Source organism: uncultured Xanthomarina sp. (genome assembly GCF_963971605.1).
In the GTDB taxonomy this organism is placed as follows: Bacteria; Bacteroidota; Bacteroidia; order Flavobacteriales; family Flavobacteriaceae; genus Xanthomarina; species Xanthomarina gelatinilytica.
The window spans coordinates 1-16,798 of the sequence record NZ_CAXATZ010000050.1 but is presented as its reverse complement, the minus strand read 5'-3'; the positions used below and the strand labels follow the sequence as shown (position 1 = coordinate 16,798).

Annotated in this window: 15 protein-coding genes and 1 pseudogene; 7 read left to right on the top strand and 9 right to left on the bottom strand. The window is 34.8% G+C overall.

The features are described 5' to 3' along the window. Positions 1-186: 186 nt before the first annotated feature. A complete protein-coding gene (locus AACY93_RS12925) occupies positions 187-582 on the bottom strand; it encodes a hypothetical protein (RefSeq protein ID WP_040492062.1) in 396 nt (131 codons plus the stop codon). A gap of 115 nt (positions 583-697) precedes the next feature. On the opposite strand from AACY93_RS12925, the gene AACY93_RS12920 reads away from it, so the two are divergent. Next, positions 698-1,141, top strand: coding sequence for an Lrp/AsnC family transcriptional regulator (locus AACY93_RS12920; RefSeq protein WP_287006290.1), 444 nt, complete (start codon positions 698-700; stop codon positions 1,139-1,141). 3 nt (positions 1,142-1,144) lie between these two features. Here AACY93_RS12920 and AACY93_RS12915 read toward each other — a convergent pair whose 3' ends face one another. Together AACY93_RS12915 and AACY93_RS12910 are read right to left on the bottom strand one after the other, a co-directional pair. After that, positions 1,145-1,402 (bottom strand): hypothetical protein, encoded by a 258-nt coding sequence (locus tag AACY93_RS12915; protein WP_287006291.1) that lies wholly within the window; start codon positions 1,400-1,402, stop codon positions 1,145-1,147. A gap of 28 nt (positions 1,403-1,430) precedes the next feature. Further along, positions 1,431-2,648, bottom strand: coding sequence for an MFS transporter (locus AACY93_RS12910; protein ID WP_287006292.1), 1,218 nt, complete (start codon positions 2,646-2,648; stop codon positions 1,431-1,433). A gap of 239 nt (positions 2,649-2,887) precedes the next feature. Here AACY93_RS12910 and AACY93_RS12905 point away from each other — a divergent pair, with 239 nt between their 5' ends. Beyond that, a complete protein-coding gene (locus AACY93_RS12905) occupies positions 2,888-3,490 on the top strand; it encodes a DUF1684 domain-containing protein (protein ID WP_287006294.1) in 603 nt (200 codons plus the stop codon). Positions 3,491-3,539: 49 nt separating this feature from the next. Here the strand turns inward: AACY93_RS12905 and AACY93_RS12900 are convergent, their stop codons facing one another. The 4 genes from AACY93_RS12900 to AACY93_RS12885 all read right to left on the bottom strand — a co-directional run bounded on the left by AACY93_RS12900 (position 3,540) and on the right by AACY93_RS12885 (position 7,633). Further along, complete coding sequence (locus AACY93_RS12900) at positions 3,540-4,997, bottom strand: T9SS type A sorting domain-containing protein (RefSeq protein ID WP_287006297.1); 1,458 nt, start codon at positions 4,995-4,997, stop codon at positions 3,540-3,542. A gap of 21 nt (positions 4,998-5,018) precedes the next feature. Next, complete coding sequence (locus tag AACY93_RS12895) at positions 5,019-6,122, bottom strand: hypothetical protein (RefSeq protein ID WP_287006298.1); 1,104 nt, start codon at positions 6,120-6,122, stop codon at positions 5,019-5,021. 98 nt (positions 6,123-6,220) lie between these two features. Next, complete coding sequence (gene crcB, locus AACY93_RS12890; RefSeq protein ID WP_287006299.1) at positions 6,221-6,586, bottom strand: fluoride efflux transporter CrcB; 366 nt, start codon at positions 6,584-6,586, stop codon at positions 6,221-6,223. A 9-nt stretch (positions 6,587-6,595) separates the two neighbouring features. Then, entirely contained in the window at positions 6,596-7,633 is a 1,038-nt protein-coding gene (locus AACY93_RS12885; protein WP_287006300.1) for an SRPBCC family protein, read from the bottom strand. A gap of 91 nt (positions 7,634-7,724) precedes the next feature. On the opposite strand from AACY93_RS12885, the gene AACY93_RS12880 reads away from it, so the two are divergent. Then, on the top strand, positions 7,725-9,764 hold the full coding sequence (locus tag AACY93_RS12880) for a dihydrofolate reductase (protein WP_287006301.1): 2,040 nt from the start codon (positions 7,725-7,727) through the stop codon (positions 9,762-9,764). A 227-nt stretch (positions 9,765-9,991) separates the two neighbouring features. Here AACY93_RS12880 and AACY93_RS12875 read toward each other — a convergent pair whose 3' ends face one another. After that, positions 9,992-13,387: a M36 family metallopeptidase gene (locus AACY93_RS12875; RefSeq protein WP_287006303.1), complete on the bottom strand. Its 3,396-nt coding sequence runs from the start codon at positions 13,385-13,387 to the stop codon at positions 9,992-9,994. Positions 13,388-13,796: 409 nt separating this feature from the next. On the opposite strand from AACY93_RS12875, the gene AACY93_RS12870 reads away from it, so the two are divergent. Further along, a complete protein-coding gene (locus AACY93_RS12870; protein ID WP_287006308.1) occupies positions 13,797-14,186 on the top strand; it encodes a nucleoside triphosphate pyrophosphohydrolase family protein in 390 nt (129 codons plus the stop codon). Positions 14,187-14,257: 71 nt separating this feature from the next. On the opposite strand, the gene AACY93_RS12865 is transcribed toward AACY93_RS12870, so the two are convergent. Next, the gene (locus AACY93_RS12865; RefSeq protein ID WP_287006310.1) at positions 14,258-15,328 is read right to left on the bottom strand and encodes a branched-chain amino acid aminotransferase; all 1,071 of its coding nucleotides are present in this window, start codon (positions 15,326-15,328) and stop codon (positions 14,258-14,260) included. A gap of 113 nt (positions 15,329-15,441) precedes the next feature. On the opposite strand from AACY93_RS12865, the gene AACY93_RS12860 reads away from it, so the two are divergent. The 3 genes and pseudogenes from AACY93_RS12860 to AACY93_RS12850 form a co-directional block, all read left to right on the top strand. Next, positions 15,442-15,957, top strand: a complete 516-nt coding sequence (locus AACY93_RS12860) for a DUF4920 domain-containing protein (protein ID WP_007650073.1) — start codon at positions 15,442-15,444, stop codon at positions 15,955-15,957. Beyond that, the gene (locus tag AACY93_RS12855; protein WP_007650075.1) at positions 15,958-16,416 is read left to right on the top strand and encodes a hypothetical protein; all 459 of its coding nucleotides are present in this window, start codon (positions 15,958-15,960) and stop codon (positions 16,414-16,416) included. A gap of 2 nt (positions 16,417-16,418) precedes the next feature. Next, positions 16,419-16,798, top strand: a pseudogene (locus AACY93_RS12850) (SAM-dependent methyltransferase); the annotation flags it as partial.

The following is a 16,798-nucleotide window of genomic DNA, read 5'->3' as shown; positions in this document are numbered from 1 at the left end:
AACTTGAAAATGACCATATGACAGGGCGCTTGAAATTAGGTAAAACCTTTTGTTTATGAAATCATTCAGCTTTCAGTTTTGTATTCACTTTAAAATGTGTTTTTAACAAAATTGAATATAGATTTTTAAACTAAAACGCTAATTATTATTTATTTAGGAAATTTGAATCTAGTCCCTATTGACTGATTAAAGCGTTAAAGACCATGTGTGTTGCAGTTTTCTAAACTTTTTAAGTTCATTTCTAAGTATAGGTAGATAATCTTTGCCATTACTATTAGACTTTTCTAATCGGCAACAGTTTTTATAGAGTAGATTAGTTAAACGTTTTACAGATGCAATATGTTTGTGCTTTTTATCACTATATTTTTCCAATTCAGCTTTTTCTATTTCAGGAGCTAAAGAGGTGGATTGTTGCACTATATCTCCAGAGAAATATATGTTAATATCTTCTTTTCCATCGGGTTGTAAATACGCTAAATCTTGATTTAAATATGTTGAAATACTTCGAGACAGAACAATAATATCCATAGCCTTTTGATATATAGGCAAATGGGACAAATGTGAAGGCATATTTGGAATCATTTATTATAGCAATTTACTCAAAAGTAGTAACTAGTTTTCATTTTTAACTTTTGGATTTAAGGTAAAGTTGTATATTTGGTTTAATATTTAATGTTTTTATTAAAATATCTTTAAAATGAGTCTTGATCAATTAAATTGGAAAATTCTTAAATGTTTGCAGAGCAACGCGAGACAATCCAATGCAGAAATAGGTAGGCAAGTAGGGATTAGTTCTCCTGCTGTTTCAGAACGGATTAAGAAAATGGAAGACCTTGGGATTATTCAAAATTATCATACAACTGTTTCCCCTTTTGAAGTTGGCTACCAATTAAAAGCATTAATTACCATTAGAGCTTTTATGGGTATGTTAAAGCCTTTTTTGGAAAAAGTTAAATCTTTTGATGAAGTAATTAATTGCTACAGAATTACAGGTAATGAAAATATAGTAATGGAAGTTGTTTTAAAAAATCAGAAGCACTTGGAACTTTTTATTGACCAATTGATAGTTTATGGTGAAACCAAAACTCAAATTGTCTTATCGCATGTTATTAAACACAACCCTGTGAAACCATTAAAATAAATACTACATATCTTTATTGTTAAATGGATTATCATCATTTGGATCATGATCTACATAATTTATTCCAGGAGGATTTAAAAGATCCCAACGATCAATCATGTAATTCCAACAATCAAATGTTTTTACCCATTCTGCAAATAAAATCCTAGATTCATCAATTTCATTTCTTAATAAATCTAAATATTCTAGGTCTTTATAACCACGTATATCTATGCCATGAGCCTTTTTAAGGAGTTCTCTGGCAGATTTTCTTAGCCGCATTATTTTTTAATTTATAGATACTATCAAATTATTTCAGGTATAATTCATTTTTCGACTTTAGGTATTGTTTTAAATAGTATAAAAGGCTTACACAAATCAGTCCTAAAAACCCCATAATAAGCCATGTTGCATCAAAACCAAAGCTGTCTACTAAATGTAATCCTGCATTATGCCCAAAAATGTGGGAAATAGAAAATGAAATGGTATATAGTGCCATATACTCCCCTTGATTTCCTTTTTTAGCGCGTTGCATGGCAAATGCATTTGAAAAAGGAAAAGCAATCATTTCCCCAATAGTCATTAATAACATGCCAATAACCAATACTCCAACCCAAGAAGTTAAATCAAGGACTAAAAAACTTACTAATGTTAGTGCAGCTCCAAATATCATGAGTCCAGGTTTGGTATATCGCGTATGTTCAAGCCATTTGATTAGAGGCATTTCCAAAATAAAAATAAAAAAGCCGTTTAATCCCAACAGCAATCCTATTTCGAATTCTGAAAGCTTATGTACATCTTTGTAATATAATGGCATGGTAGAAAAATATTGCAGGAAAATAATTCCAAATAACGTCATAGAAGCTAAAAATATCCAAAAAGCCTTGTCTTTATATGCTGATTGAGGATTCTGGTTTATAACATTATCCAATGTCTTTGCCTTTTTAGGGTTTAGTACTTTAATAAGAAGAAGTGTTGCTAACATACAGGTAATTCCATCAACCCAAAACAACCCATTATAGCTCACTGTTGTAATAATCAAGCCTCCAACAGCAGGTCCGGCAGAAAAACCTAGGTTAATGGCCAAGCGAATTAAAGTAACCGATCGTGTTTTGTTTTCTGGTTTGCTATAAGCACTTAATGCCACAAACATGGCAGGACGGAACATATCTGCCACTAACATGATAATAAAAATGCCAATGCAGAATGAAACAAAAGTATTTAAGAATTGCAATCCTATGAACAGAATTCCGGTTGATAGCAAACTTCTCACCATTACTTTATAATACCCTATTTTGTCTGTTAATTTTCCTCCAAGCCAAGAACCTGCGACAGAACCCAAACCAAAGGCAGACATAACCCAACCAACTTCTGCAAAAGTAAAATTTAAACTTTTGGTCAAGTACAAGGATAAAAATGGAATAACCATGGTGCCTGCCCTGTTGATTAACGTAATGAGTGCAAGCCACCAAACTTCAGAAGACAGTCCTTTAAAAGTATTAATATAATTGCTAAAAAGTGTTTTCATTTTTTCTTAAATGAGATATCTTAAAAGTAAAAAGTCCGACGTTTTCGTCGGACTCACTTATATATAATTTTATTTGATAATTAAATCACTAGAATACATAGATTGCCCAACGCTTCTTACCAGAAGTGGTTTGTTTTCTACAAATAGTGACGTAATTAAACATTGTTTTTTACTTTTAATGACTCAAATCTAAACAAAATACTTTAAAGTTGTATTTTTGAAATGAAAAAAATATTACAATGAAATACTTCCTGCAATTTTTTTTATTGATATCAGTTTTAAGCTGTGCGCAAGATAAACAGCCAATTTTGGGAGAAACAGAGTTTCAAAGGAAAATGAATGCCGATTTTAAAGATGCTACCAAATCGCCATTAAAAGACAAAGACCGCAAAGAATTTAAAGGACTTGATTTCTTTAAATTTGATTCTACCTATGTTGTAACTGCAACTTTAACTAGAACACCTGATGAAACACCTTTTAGGATGAAAACAACAACAGACAGATTGCCCATGTATGTGAAGTATGGAGTTGTGACATTTAAGTTGAAAGGCAAAACACACGAACTTAATATTTATCAAGATTTGGATTTGAAAAACCAACTTGGCTATGATGATTACCTATTTCTTCCTTTTTTAGACCTTACCAATGGAGACACAACTTATGGAGGAGGACGTTATGTAGAATGTAGAATTCCAGAAGATGATAAGGTTATTATAGATTTTAACACGGCCTACAACCCTTATTGCGCGTATAATGAAAAATATTCATGTCCCATTGTTCCTAGAGAGAATTACTTAGAAACTAAAATTGAAGCAGGAGTTAAGGCCTTTAAAAAACATTAAAGCGCCTAATAACTTGATTAGACGCTTTAATAAACTAGCTAACTAAAACTTAATTTTTAATAATCCGTTTGGACAGATTGCCATTCTGGGTTTGTATTTGCAGTAAATATACGCCTTGTTGTAAATTGGACAGGTTTATTTTTTCCACTGGATTATTTAATTGCATCACAACTTTCCCATTAAGGTCAATGATTCCTATAGATTTTATTTGAATATGATAAGGTGTTATTATGTTTACATAATCTGATGTGGGAATAGGAAATATACGTATTTCAGAAAGATCATCTGAATCGATTCCTAAAGTCCCATCTATTTCAAACAGTTTCCTATCATATAAAGACCAAGATCCATCTGCATTTAAAACACGAATGTGTAAATAATGATCTCCTTGCGCTAAACTTGCAGAGGTAGGTATGGTTAGGTTTTCATCTAAATTATCTCCGGAGACAGAGAGTGCTGTGGCACTGCCAAATCCAGGGTCTACATCTATAAAATATTCGGCAGCTGCTATAGATGCGTTATTGAAAAACGTAGGTGTTCTTACAGAAAATACTGTATGTGTGTAAACACTATAGTTGCCAGCAGTATTACCAACACGTATAAATAATCTGTGGCTCCCTGTAGGTAAACCTGTTGTAGGAATAGCAAGATTTTGGTCTACGGTTTCAGTATCAGTGATTGTTACTTGATTGCCTAAACCTATGCCAGGATCAGCGTCAAAATAATATTCTATGCTGTTAATATCAGCTATATTAATCTCTGCTAGTGGTACAACAGAAAATACTATATGGTCATATAAAGACCATACATCGTTTGCATTTTTTACTCTTACAAAGGCTCTATGGCTACCTTGCGGTAATGTGTTTGTAAGAAATGCTAAATTCTCATCCAAGGTTTCGCCTGTAGGTATTGTAATTGCTGTCGCATTTCCAGTTCCTGGGTCAGTACCAAAATAGTATTCAGCAGTTGTAATATCATAATTGTTAAATACAGCAGGACTATGGTTAATGCTAAAAGCTACATTATCATATGCGCCATAAGTTCCATCGCTATTTTTTACTCTAATGAATAATTTATGACTACCAGAACTTAAAGCAGCTGTTGGAATATTGAACGATTGGTCAATAGTCTCCATAGCAGCTACAGATAATTGTGTGCCGTTGCCAACACCAGGATCTGTATCAATATAATATTCAAAACCATCAATGTTTGCTGTGTTAAAGGTTGCATTAGCTGCTTTAACACTAAAGCTTTGAGAATAGTAATAGCTAGTGCTGCCATCATCTTTTACAGCGCGTACAAATAGCTTGTGGTTGCCAGCAGATAATCCTGTTGTAGGAATACTGAAGTTTTGATTAAGTACTTCAGCATCTGGGTCAATATCTATACTTGTGCCATTGCCAATACCTGGATCGGTGTCAAAGTAATATTCTATTTCAGAAATATCACCTTGAGCAAACGATAGGTAAGCGGTAAGCAAAAAAGTTATGTGAATAAGTCGTTTCATAATCAGTTTATTTTTTGATTATTAATTAGACTTATTAGCATTTGCCTTTACGTTTATGTTGATGTTTTCACCAGCTTCAATAAAGTTGTTGCTGATAGTAAAGCTTGTTAAGTATGGTAATTCGGTTGGGTAACCACGCATATCAAAATCATAATAGCCATTGTAAATACCTATGTCATTTCCGTCAGAACCAGCGTTAAGCCCAACTGAACTTGGAGAAAGCGTGAAATCATCTTCAGGAGCCATATCAAAAGCCGATGATGCTACACTTGTAAAGAATGGGTTTTGGTTGTCGAAATTACCTGTTCCTGGCATTGCTAGTGAAAGTGTACCACCAGTTGACATGTAGCTAATAGAGTTATTAAGAGTTAGTGTTCTACCTGTAGTTGGTGTAAATAAAGTGTTTATTCCGTTTGAGATAAATATATTATTGAAAGCAGTTACATCACCAGTCATGTTTGGGAAAATATTTGTGTTTCCCCAAGTATGGTTAATTCTAACAACGTTATTGTTAAAAATGGTTGTGTCATTAAAATAGCGTAAGGCATAGGATGCTGAAGTGCTACCATTTAATAGTGTAATATGGTTATTGGTAATTACGGTGTTTACACATTTTGTTGGGTCTGCATGTAGTGTAATTCCGTAATTAATGATATTTCCTCTAATAATCCAGTTGTTGTTGGTAGTGGCATGACCAGCATTTGTAGAGCCTACAAAAATAGTTTGGTTAACAAAGTTATCTTCAATAATAATATTATCAGATGTAGATGTGCTTGAGTTGTAAGTGATGTAAGTACTGATGTAAAACCCACTAATTTTAATGTTATCAGCATCAATTCTTACACTTGATAATTCGGTTCTTCTACCATCGTTTAATTCTGGTGCATAACCTGAACCAAAAAGAGTGATTTCTTTGTTGATAGTAACAGCTCCATAACTTGTTAAAGACGGTTGTACGTAAATAATATCTCCGTTATTTGCGGCAGCAATCGCATCAGTAATGTTGTTAAACATATGAGCAGGAGATGTGTCAATAACAGGGTCGTTGTCAACAATAAGAATGTTTTGAGCTTGGGTGTAGCTTAAAATAAATAAGGCTACAAGGCATAATAAATTTTTCATCATAACTAGGTTTTATTGATTTATGTTTCAAAACTCCTAATTATTTGAAAGCCAAAACATACGCAGAATGTCGTATATTTTATGAAAAATTGGTGATTTTTTTATTTTACAAGAAACATCCCTAAGAAAACGGCAAGAAAGCCAACTACAAAACTGGCAATGGTGTACATAGCAAAGCTGGTAAAGTCTCCAGCTTTTAAAAAGATATGGTTTTCATAAGCAAAAGCAGAAAAAGTGGTAAAACCACCACAAAACCCAGTGGCCAGTAACAAGGTGTGGTTTTGGGAAATAGAGTTGTTTTTTGCTGCAAGCCCTAAAATAATCCCAATCAATAAACTCCCAAGAATGTTGGCGATAAAAGTGCCATAAGGAATGCCAGTTTGGTAACTGTTTAAATATTTCCCTAGAACATATCTTAAAACACTACCAATACCACCACCAATAAATACCAGAAGAAGTTGTTTCATTTAACAGATTTATTGTAAAGCTTCTTGTTCTTTAACAGCAATGTAGATTTCAGTAATCCAATTGGCTGGATTTGCTGTTTTTGTTGGGTCTGTAACATAAACCTCCAGCATTGGACCTTGTTCTGTATACTCATAACCATTCTTTGGAATATAATCCATAGTAATTTGCCAAGCTTCTTTTAAATGATTGTAATTTCCTTTAAGCGTTGTTTTTATAGCTTTAAATGGTTCCAATTGTCCCGTTAGGATGTCGCTTTCAGTTGTAATTACTTGAGCAGTGGTTGGTACACAACTTGAAAACATGACCGAATTATTTGGTTCATCCCATTTATGATACAGAATAAAAGGAGGTCCTGCTGTGGTAATGTTGTTCTCCAATGCATATGATTTGACCTTGGACAACATGTCCTGCATAACGGTTTCAAAATTATCCATTTTAGTGGATGTGGTATTGTATAGATAGAAACCTCCACCATGTTGGGCCATACCATCCACTTTAATCGAATATACCTGCATGGATGCTGTTACAGTACTATCCAGCTTTTCAAGACCTCTTTCAAAATCTGGACCAATCATGTTATCAAAACCTCCAGAAAAAAGAGCATAGGCTTTAAACATGAATGGAATTTTATCAGAGTTCATTTTCCATGTTACTTCTGTCTTTCCTTGTTCTAAAGGAGTAAACTCCCAATGTACCTTAGATGGTTCAAAATCCCCAAATTGTAATTCCTGATCTATAGAAGCATGTTCGGTAGTGGCTAAAGTTTTCATCTTGCCCTTACCATCTTTGTCCATCCAAGAATAGGATCCTCCAATACCTTTGGTTTGTTCTCCCAAAGTGATTACGGTTTCAGGATCTTTTTCAACCCAAGAGGACCAAGCTTCCCAGTTTTTAAAATCTATCACGTTATTGTAAATAACTTCGGCAGGAGCATGTATGGTCCTGCTTCGTTTAACTTCAAAAGAGTTTGGCTGTACAGCTATATAAATGGTAAAACCTATAATTAAAATTAAAATTAAAAACAGGATATATTTTAGTGCTTTCATGGAAGGTTAGATAAATGTTTTTCAAAGATAATCAATTTTATACTATCCTAATATATGTTACATTTGCAGGAGAACAATTAAAATAATAAACATGAAAGTTACATATGTATTGAGTTTTGCTTTAGCCTTTGCTGCTTTGGTATCTTGTAATGAAGATAAAAAGGAGCCTGTTATAGAGGTTACAGAAATTAAAGAAGAAAAAACCTTCGATTATAATGTTGAGCAGTTTGCCGATATTAAAATATTGCGCTACCAAATTCCTGGATGGGATAATTTAACCTTAAAAGAACAAAAACTGGTTTATTATTTAACCCAAGCAGGTTTAGCAGGTAGAGATATTATTTGGGACCAGAATTACAGACACAATTTAAAGATTAGAAAAGCTTTGGAAACTGTGTATGCCAATTACTCAGGAGACAAAACATCTGAAGAATGGAAAGCTTTTGAAACTTATTTAAAGCGTGTTTGGTTCAGTAACGGAATTCATCATCATTATTCAAACGACAAGTTGAAACCGGAATTCTCACAGGAGTATTTAAAATCGTTAATGGCAGAAACCAATGCATCATTGGAGGAGGACGCTTTTAACGTTATTTTTAACGAGGTAGATTCCAAAAAGGTAAATCAAGCCAAAGGAGTGGATAACGTGGCGCTTTCGGCTGTTAATTTTTATGGACCAAATGTTACCAATGCCGATGTTATAAATTTTTATAAAAACAAAAAATCCCCTAATCCAGACAAACCATTATCTTATGGATTGAACTCCAAATTAGTGAAGGAAAATGGTGAGTTAAAAGAGTTGGTTTATAAATCTGGTGGCCTGTATGGTTCTGCCATAGACGAGATTATAAAATGGTTGGAATTGGCTCAAGACGTAGCTGAAAATAAAGCCCAAGGCGATGCTATTGGTTTATTGATAGAATACTATAAAACAGGAGACCTACAAACTTGGGACGACTATAATGTAGCTTGGACAGCAGCAACAGAAGGTAACGTAGATTATATAAACAGTTTTATTGAGGTTTATAACGATCCGTTAGGTTACAGAGGATCTTACGAAACCATTGTTCAGGTAAATGATTTTGACATGTCCCAAAAAATGAAAGTACTATCCGATAATGCACAATGGTTTGAGGACAATGCACCATTAATGGATGCTCATAAAAAGAAAAATGTGGTAGGTGTTACATACAAGGTTGTAAACGTTGCTGGCGAAGCTGGAGACGCTTCCCCTAGCACGCCAATAGGTGTTAATTTGCCAAATGCCAACTGGATTCGTGCAGCTGTTGGTAGTAAATCGGTTTCTTTGGGAAATATTATTGAAGCCTATAATAGTGCAGGAAGTTCAGACCGTTTAAAAGAATTTGTAAACGACGAAGAAGAGTTACAATTGGAAGAACAATACGGACAATTGGCAGATAAATTGCACACAGCTTTACATGAAGTTATTGGGCATGCTTCTGGACAATTAAACCCAGGAGTTGGAGAGACCAAAGAAACTTTAAAAAATTACGCCTCTACGTTAGAAGAAGGTCGTGCAGACTTGGTAGGACTATATTACCTATACAATCCTAAATTACAAGAATTGGGATTGGTGGACGATTGGAAAGCAGTAGGGAAAGCAGCTTACGATGGTTATATTAGAAATGGGTTGATGACCCAATTAATCCGATTGAACTTAGGAGACGATGTAGAAGAAGCTCATATGAGAAACAGACAATGGGTAAGTGCATGGGTTTATGAAAAAGGTAAAGCCGATAATGTGATAGAAAAAATAACACGAGACGGAAAAACGTATTTCAATATTAACGATTATGATAAGTTACACGAGTTGTTTGGGCAGTTATTAAAAGAAACTCAGCGTATCAAGTCTGAAGGCGATTATAAAGCTGTCGAAATTTTAGTTGAAACTTATGGTGTAAAAGTAAACCAAGACCTTCATGCCGAAGTTTTAGAAAGAAACAAACAGTTTACGTCTGCACCTTACAGTGGTTTTGTAAACCCAGTTCTGGTTCCAGAAATGGATGCCAATGGTGAAATTACAGCTATAAAAGTAACGCAACCAGAATCTTTTCCTGGGCAGATGTTAGATTACAGTAAGCATTATAGTTTTCTTCCAGAGGTAAATTAATAGGAAAATTATTAAATAAAAAAGCCTTAATGTTTTTGCATTAAGGCTTTTTTTTTGAGTTTCTATTGTTAAAACTTTCAAACCTATTTATTATTTATTGACACTGAATTTTAAAAGAATAAAATTTATGGCAAGTAATAATACGAGTATTAGAAACGTGTTCATGTTTATGGTTTTATGATACATCTAAAAAAATATAAATTGTCATCATTATTTTATGGGTTAATTTAATTTTTAACAAAACGTTTTATCACTGTTTTATTTTCAGTTTGAATCTTTAAAAGATACATTCCTTCTGAAAGATTGGATACATCTATCCTGTTTGATGGTTTTTCAATATACATGATTTGTTTTCCCAACAGATCAAACATAACAATTGAGTCAATAATTAAGTCTGTTGATATATTTAAAGTCGCTTCGGTTGGAACCGGATAAATGGATATGTTACTATCTGTTTCTTCAAAATGTTCACTGGTTAAAGTACTATCAATAACTTCTACGTTTACAGAAACTGTATCTTCATTTCCAGAGCTATCCGTAACCGTAAGAACTAAGGGATAATCTCCAACAGCAGTAAAGGTATTTATATCTACACTTAAAGTGAAATCGCAATTATCCGTAGAGCCATTATCAACATCATCTGCTGTAATACTTACAGAACCATTGCCTGCCAAATCTACCGTAATGTCTTGTCCATTAGCTGTTGGATTTAAATTGTCAATAACATTTACTATTGCAATTCCAGTAGTTGAAGCTCCAGCATTGTTGGCGGATGATACGTCCACATTGTTGGAGCCTAAATCCATACAGGAAAAGTTAACGGTTATAGCTAATGGGTTTCCACCAGTAACTGTAGTTACACCACAATCCACAGAGTTGCTAAACAATAAATCTTCGGCATTTATAGTGGCATTTCCAGTAGCATCCAGAACCACGTCAAGAGGTGTTGAAAGCACTTCGTAATTAAAGGTTATTCCCCAAGAATTTAAGGTTCCACCATCTGCACTAACACTATCCGATACCGTAATAATCCAATCTCCTTGCGTGTTTTCACCGTCAAAAACAGATAAAGGGTTTTGTGGTATAAAGTTGCCAAATATAGCTGGTTCGGTAGTGGCACATTCTGTTTCTATAGGATTGATTGCTTCATCATCAAAAGTTGCCAATATATTATTTCCACTACAACCGTAGGTTGATGCTGGAACACCTGGACGATCATAAATAACAGCAGAGGTTCCATTTGGTGATGTAATGGTTATGGTTACATCGCCAACCCAAGAGTGAGTGATGTCTATATCCACGTTTAAATCTGTAATCACAACATTCGAAGCGACAGACATAATAGCTGTGTCGCCTGTTGGACTTCCATCAGGAATAACCATAAAAGGATTATCTGATTGAGACTCTGTAAATGTAATGACACCATTACCTCTTGTAATAATGTCAGGAGGGTTATTGGTGACATTTATTTGGTCTAGAAGTGTTGATGGTGTTCCCAGGCAAAAATCGATCACATTATAATTTATATCCACCAAACCTTCTCCTGCTACATTGGGGTCAAAAGTAAATGTCAATCCATTTCCATCGTCTGTAACACCTGTTCCACTGTATACACCTCCAGTTGGCAATCCTCCAGAGAGGCCTGTTTGGATCCCATTGGACAAACAAATCTCTTCAACAGTATCTAAACTTGAAAAATCAGGAGGTAAGTCGAAAGCTTCGGTACCATCACTTGTGCTTCCAGAAGAACCTTGAGAGGCACTATAGCCTAAACCTCTTTTTGCAAAAGCATCCCAAATTAAACATTGGTATGCGCCACCATATAAAGCTTGGTCTGCTGCTAAAATAGCATCACGACCATCTACAAAACCTGGACTGCAGGGTTGTAGTATTAGAGCTTGTGTTACTAAATTTAATGCAATATTATTTCCACCTGTACCATTGTAAAAATCGGTATCAAAACCTTGGTCGTCAATTAAATTCCATGTCATTTCCCATAACATGGCAGCCCAAACAGAGCCAACTCCATGAGGAACGGCTTCTGTTTTAATATCGTCGTACGTATGTGGGTTTGTAGCTAACAACGTGCTATATGGATAGGTTCTTATTCCTGGTCCATTGGCAGTTTCGCCAATTAGCCAAGTTCCCATGCCTCGAGAGTCTGTGCCAGTATCAGTAGATGTCATGGTTAAAAGCAACGCATAAAAATCACTCCAACCTTCCCCCATTTGTTCGGAGTTTTGAAGACACAATGAGTTTGCTGGGCCACCTGTTAATCTATTGGAAATGCCATGACCATACTCGTGTACTATTACAGCATTATCCAAATCGCCATCCCTTGAACCACAAACATACATTCGCATTCTTGGTTTAAAGCCGTCAACTGGTGTTGAAAAATTGGCATTGCATGATCCAGCACCACTTTGCGCATGTGCATTAACCGAATCGCTTCCCAAACCTCCATTGCCATAATTGTTTTCTTGAAAACTTCCAGCAGCTTCATCCAATCCATATTGATAGGCCACATCGTGAATAATGTTGTTCCAATAAAACAAATTGGTAACTACGGCATCATCTGATTGTTCTCCAGGCGAATACACAGGGTTTATCGGGAAATCGAAAATTAGGTTTCCTCCAGGACTATAGGTATACCTATCGTCTGGTAAATCGTTATTGTCGTCTTCATCAAAAGCACTCACATTATTTCCTCTTGTATTGGTATATTCGGCACCTTCAATCCCATCAATATCATGCCAGCCATAAGGCGATGCAGTCAAGTTTTCAGGATTTGTCACTAAACTTCTGCCACCATGATTTGGAGACTCCGTAGGCATGGCGTATACATTGTAACTTGCTGCAGGAGCAAAAGGAATGGCAGGGAAATAATAGTTTTGAGATGTGTTACTATATTCAATATCTTGAACAGGACCTATAAAATTTGAAGTGTTTTTAGTAGGATTACTAGGTGCGTGTTCTTCATGGTTGCCTAAAATGTTACAATAGGATGTTAGGTTGTCTTTGTCTATAATGGTACCGGAAACAGCATCTACGCGAAAATTCCACCAATCTGATGAATTGTTTTCAGCAATTGAAAGTTCCCAAACTATCGTGGTTCCTATATTTTCCCTGAAATAATACATAAGTTTAATAGGGATGTTTTCAGAAGAAATCCCAGCTTTATTAAAGATGGCTTGTTTGTTTTTTCCTTGTTCTTGCTTGATTATTTCAAGGTTGCCTAAAGGATAATTCATTTGATTGGCAACCGAAACAATAGCTTGACTTGCATTTAAAGCAACCGATTTATTGGTAACGGTTGATTGGATGTTTTCCAAAAAATTATTGTGAGATAAAATTACAGTTCCAGAAGCATCAAAATGAATACTGGATTCTGTGCCTTGAACCTCTATGCCATCAACAGCTTGTCTTAAGTAAACATGTCTAATACCAGTTTTTTTGCTAACATAATCATTAGTAATTACGTAAGAGTTGTTTTTCTGTTTAATCAAAGTTTCTAGGGAAATGCCAGTTTTTTTGTTGGAAATTCTTTGATTGGGTTTTTGTTGGGCAAATAGACCATTTGTAAGCATACAAACAATCAGAAGCATTCGGATAGAATTTTTCATGTGTGATAAAATTAGATTAATAGCGTTTTAAAGATACATTAATTATTTAATTGTCAGATAAATAATATATATAACAACAAATCGTAACCAAATATTAATGTCATCAATAAAAGTCTATAAAAAAAGAAACCACAAGGTTAACACCTCTTTAAAATAAACAGTTAAAATAAATAAGATGAGGGTGTTTATTTAAAAAACCACTTGATGGAGGCAATAAAAACAATGAAGGATATAAAGGCAACCAGTATCCAAATGCTCCCTTTGTAATAACGTTTATGAAGTTTTAGGTCGTGCCTATAGGTATAGAAGATAACGATTATAAATGCAATAGCAAATAAAATTCCAAAAACCCATTGACCATTTGTAAACATATCCTTAATTTTAGGCAAAAATACGAATCCATATTTCTATGAAAGATAAATTAGAAGCAGTTAAAGCATTTTACACAGCTTTTAAAATAGGACATCGTGAAACACCAAAAGCCCATTTGGGTATGGAGAAAAACATGTTACGCTATAAGTTGATGCGAGAGGAAAACGAAGAATATTTAGAAGCTGCCAATAATAACGATTTGGTAGAAGTGGCAGATGCTTTGGGCGACATGCTTTACATTTTGTGTGGCACGATAATAGAGCATGGATTACAATATAAAATTGAAGAAGTTTTTGAGGAGATACAACGTAGCAATATGAGCAAGTTGGATGAAAATGGAGAGCCTATTTACCGTGAAGACGGCAAAGTCCTAAAAGGTCCAAACTACTTTAAACCCAATATCTCAGAAATTCTAGGGAAAGAATAAATAAGGTAAAAACAAGGGATGGATTTCTGAATGTTTAAACTGTATAAATTCAGTTTACTCATAATGCAGAGTTATTTCACCTCATGTCTCCAACCGTGTTTGTCTTCAGAAAGATTGTGTTGAATGTCCTGTAATTGCTTTTTAAACTTGCTGGCGTAAGAATTTTCAAGATCAGGAATTTCAAAAACTTCATTTCCATGTTCAAAAGCAGAAATCGGACTTACCACAGCAGCAGTACCAGCACCAAAAATTTCCTTTAAACTACCATTTCTTGCTGCTTCCTTAATTTCGGTTACAGGAACACGTCTTATTTCCACGGTTACATCATTGTCCTCTGCCAATTGGATGATGCTTTTTCTTGTAATTCCATCTAAAATCCTATCGCTTGTAGGAGCAGTAACCAAACGGTCATCAATCCTAAAAAAGATATTCATGGTTCCGGCTTCTTCTAGATATTCGTGTGTATGTGCATCAGTCCAAATTATTTGCTGATAGCCTTTTTCTTGAGCTAAAGAAGTAGGGTAAAACTGTGCAGCATAATTTCCGGCAGCTTTAGCAAAACCAACACCTCCATCTGCAGAACGGCTGTATTTTTCAGCAAACAACACGCGAACTTTTCCAGAATAATAAGCCTTTGCTGGAGAGCAAATAATCATAAATCTGTAGGTGCTAGCTGGAGAGGCCGATATGGCTGGCTCAGTGGCAATTACAAAGGGCCTAATATACAAGGAGTTTCCAATACCAGGTTGTATCCATTCCTTATCCATTTTCAATAAGGTTTCCAAGCCAGCAAAAAAATAGTCTTTCGGAAATTCAGGCATAGCCAGTCTAGCCGAAGATATATTTATACGTTTATGGTTGGCTTCTGGTCTAAATAACCAAATTTTCCCAGCATTGTCTTTATAAGCTTTCATGCCTTCAAATACGGCTTGACCATAATGAAAAACCCTAGCTGAAGGTTCAAATGTCATGGCCTGATAAGGCATGATTTTAGGTTGTTGCCATTTGCCGTCAATAAAATCGCAAACAAACATGTGATCTGTAAAAGTTCTTCCAAAGGCTAGGTTTTCAAAATCGACATTTTCAATCTTAGAAGTTTCAGATTTTTGGATGTCAAGGTTGGTATTTAAAGGATTTATCATGGCTTATAATTTCAACTGCGAATTTATAAAATTAAACTAGGATAAAAAACCAAAACTTTTTTTAAAAAATACGTATCTTTGACGCTATTCTTAATTAAATTTTTGAAATTATCATGAAGCACCTTTTTACACTTTTGGCTTTAACCTTAGCATTTGTTTCTTGTAAGAACAATACAGAACAAAACACAGAACAAACAGTGAAAACCGAAGAAGTTAAGGAAATAGCTTATGCCTCTTTTGGAGATAAAATTGAAGCTAATGATGCTATAGAAGCCAAATTAATGGCAGACACTTATAAGGATTTAACTGTAGGGGACAGTATTTCCACAAAAATGGTTGCTAAGGTAGATGAAGTATGCCAAGCCAAAGGTTGCTGGATGAAATTGGATTTAGGCAACAATGAACAGGTTATGGTTAAGTTTAAGGATTACGGGTTTTTTATGCCGAAAAACATTGCTGGAAAAGAAGTTATTATAGATGGAAAAGCTTATGTAAGCGAACTCTCTGTTGAAGAACAACGTCATTATGCCGAAGATGCAGGTAAATCCGAAGAAGAGATAGCTGCAATTACAGAACCTAAGCGCACATATTCTTTTGAAGCCAATGGTGTTTTGCTAAAAGAAGAATAAATGAAAAATTCCTTCTTTGGTATATTAACACTATTACTTTTTTTTGGTTGTAACCTTGCCAAGGAAGAGGTTGTTGCTGAAAAGGAAGAGGTTATTGCTGAAAAAGATGAGGTGGTTTACGATATGTATCAACCATCTGAAATGGCAAACCTCATGAACCAGATGTTTGCAGAAAACCTACAATTGAAAAAAGATATTTTAGCAGGCAAAATACCAACAGAATTCCCATTGGATTTTTTGAAAATCCATACAGCAGAACTTTCAGAATTCAAAAGTAGAAACGAAACATTTCAGAGTTTTTCCAAACTTTTTATAGAAAGTGAAAAAGAAATTTTCAACACAGAGTCCCAAGTTCCCCTAAAGGAACGTTACAACAATACAATCAACCTTTGTATCTCTTGTCACCAAACGGAATGTACAGGACCAATCACTAGAATTCAGAAACTATTAATTAAATAGTTTTGGAACGCAAAATCATCATTACGGGCGATGGGTCAAAAACCATTCAACTTGTAGGATTAAATGAGCATTACCACTCGGTTCATGGTGCTTTGCAAGAAGCAGAACATGTTTTTATTAAACATGGTTTGCTACACGCAATAGACCATTTTTCTACTAAAAATCAACCTATTTCTATTTTGGAGATTGGATTTGGTTCAGGCTTAAATGCGTTAGCAACTTTGGTCGCTTCAGAAAAACACAGCGTTTCCATTGCTTATGTTGGAGTAGAAGCTTATCCGGTTTCCAAAGAAGAAGTTTTGGAGCTGGATTATGCCACTTTGTTTCAAGAGGCAAGATATCAAGATTTAAACAATCAAATACATTTGGTGCCTTGGGGAAC

Excerpts from the sequence above, each read along its gene's own strand:
- AACY93_RS12910 (WP_287006292.1), bottom strand. The coding sequence starts at position 2,648 with ATGAAAACACTTTTTAGCAATTATATTAATACTTTTAAAGGACTGTCT.
- AACY93_RS12885 (WP_287006300.1), bottom strand. The coding sequence starts at position 7,633 with ATGAAAGCACTAAAATATATCCTGTTTTTAATTTTAATTTTAATTATA.
- AACY93_RS12920 (WP_287006290.1), top strand. The coding sequence starts at position 698 with ATGAGTCTTGATCAATTAAATTGGAAAATTCTTAAATGTTTGCAGAGC.
- AACY93_RS12915 (WP_287006291.1), bottom strand. The coding sequence starts at position 1,402 with ATGCGGCTAAGAAAATCTGCCAGAGAACTCCTTAAAAAGGCTCATGGC.
- AACY93_RS12895 (WP_287006298.1), bottom strand. The coding sequence starts at position 6,122 with ATGATGAAAAATTTATTATGCCTTGTAGCCTTATTTATTTTAAGCTAC.
- AACY93_RS12860 (WP_007650073.1), top strand. The coding sequence starts at position 15,442 with ATGAAGCACCTTTTTACACTTTTGGCTTTAACCTTAGCATTTGTTTCT.
- crcB (WP_287006299.1), bottom strand. The coding sequence starts at position 6,586 with ATGAAACAACTTCTTCTGGTATTTATTGGTGGTGGTATTGGTAGTGTT.
- AACY93_RS12905 (WP_287006294.1), top strand. The coding sequence starts at position 2,888 with ATGAAATACTTCCTGCAATTTTTTTTATTGATATCAGTTTTAAGCTGT.
- AACY93_RS12880 (WP_287006301.1), top strand. The coding sequence starts at position 7,725 with ATGAAAGTTACATATGTATTGAGTTTTGCTTTAGCCTTTGCTGCTTTG.
- AACY93_RS12865 (WP_287006310.1), bottom strand. The coding sequence starts at position 15,328 with ATGATAAATCCTTTAAATACCAACCTTGACATCCAAAAATCTGAAACT.
- AACY93_RS12855 (WP_007650075.1), top strand. The coding sequence starts at position 15,958 with ATGAAAAATTCCTTCTTTGGTATATTAACACTATTACTTTTTTTTGGT.
- AACY93_RS12875 (WP_287006303.1), bottom strand. The coding sequence starts at position 13,387 with ATGAAAAATTCTATCCGAATGCTTCTGATTGTTTGTATGCTTACAAAT.
- AACY93_RS12925 (WP_040492062.1), bottom strand. The coding sequence starts at position 582 with ATGATTCCAAATATGCCTTCACATTTGTCCCATTTGCCTATATATCAA.
- AACY93_RS12900 (WP_287006297.1), bottom strand. The coding sequence starts at position 4,997 with ATGAAACGACTTATTCACATAACTTTTTTGCTTACCGCTTACCTATCG.
- AACY93_RS12870 (WP_287006308.1), top strand. The coding sequence starts at position 13,797 with ATGAAAGATAAATTAGAAGCAGTTAAAGCATTTTACACAGCTTTTAAA.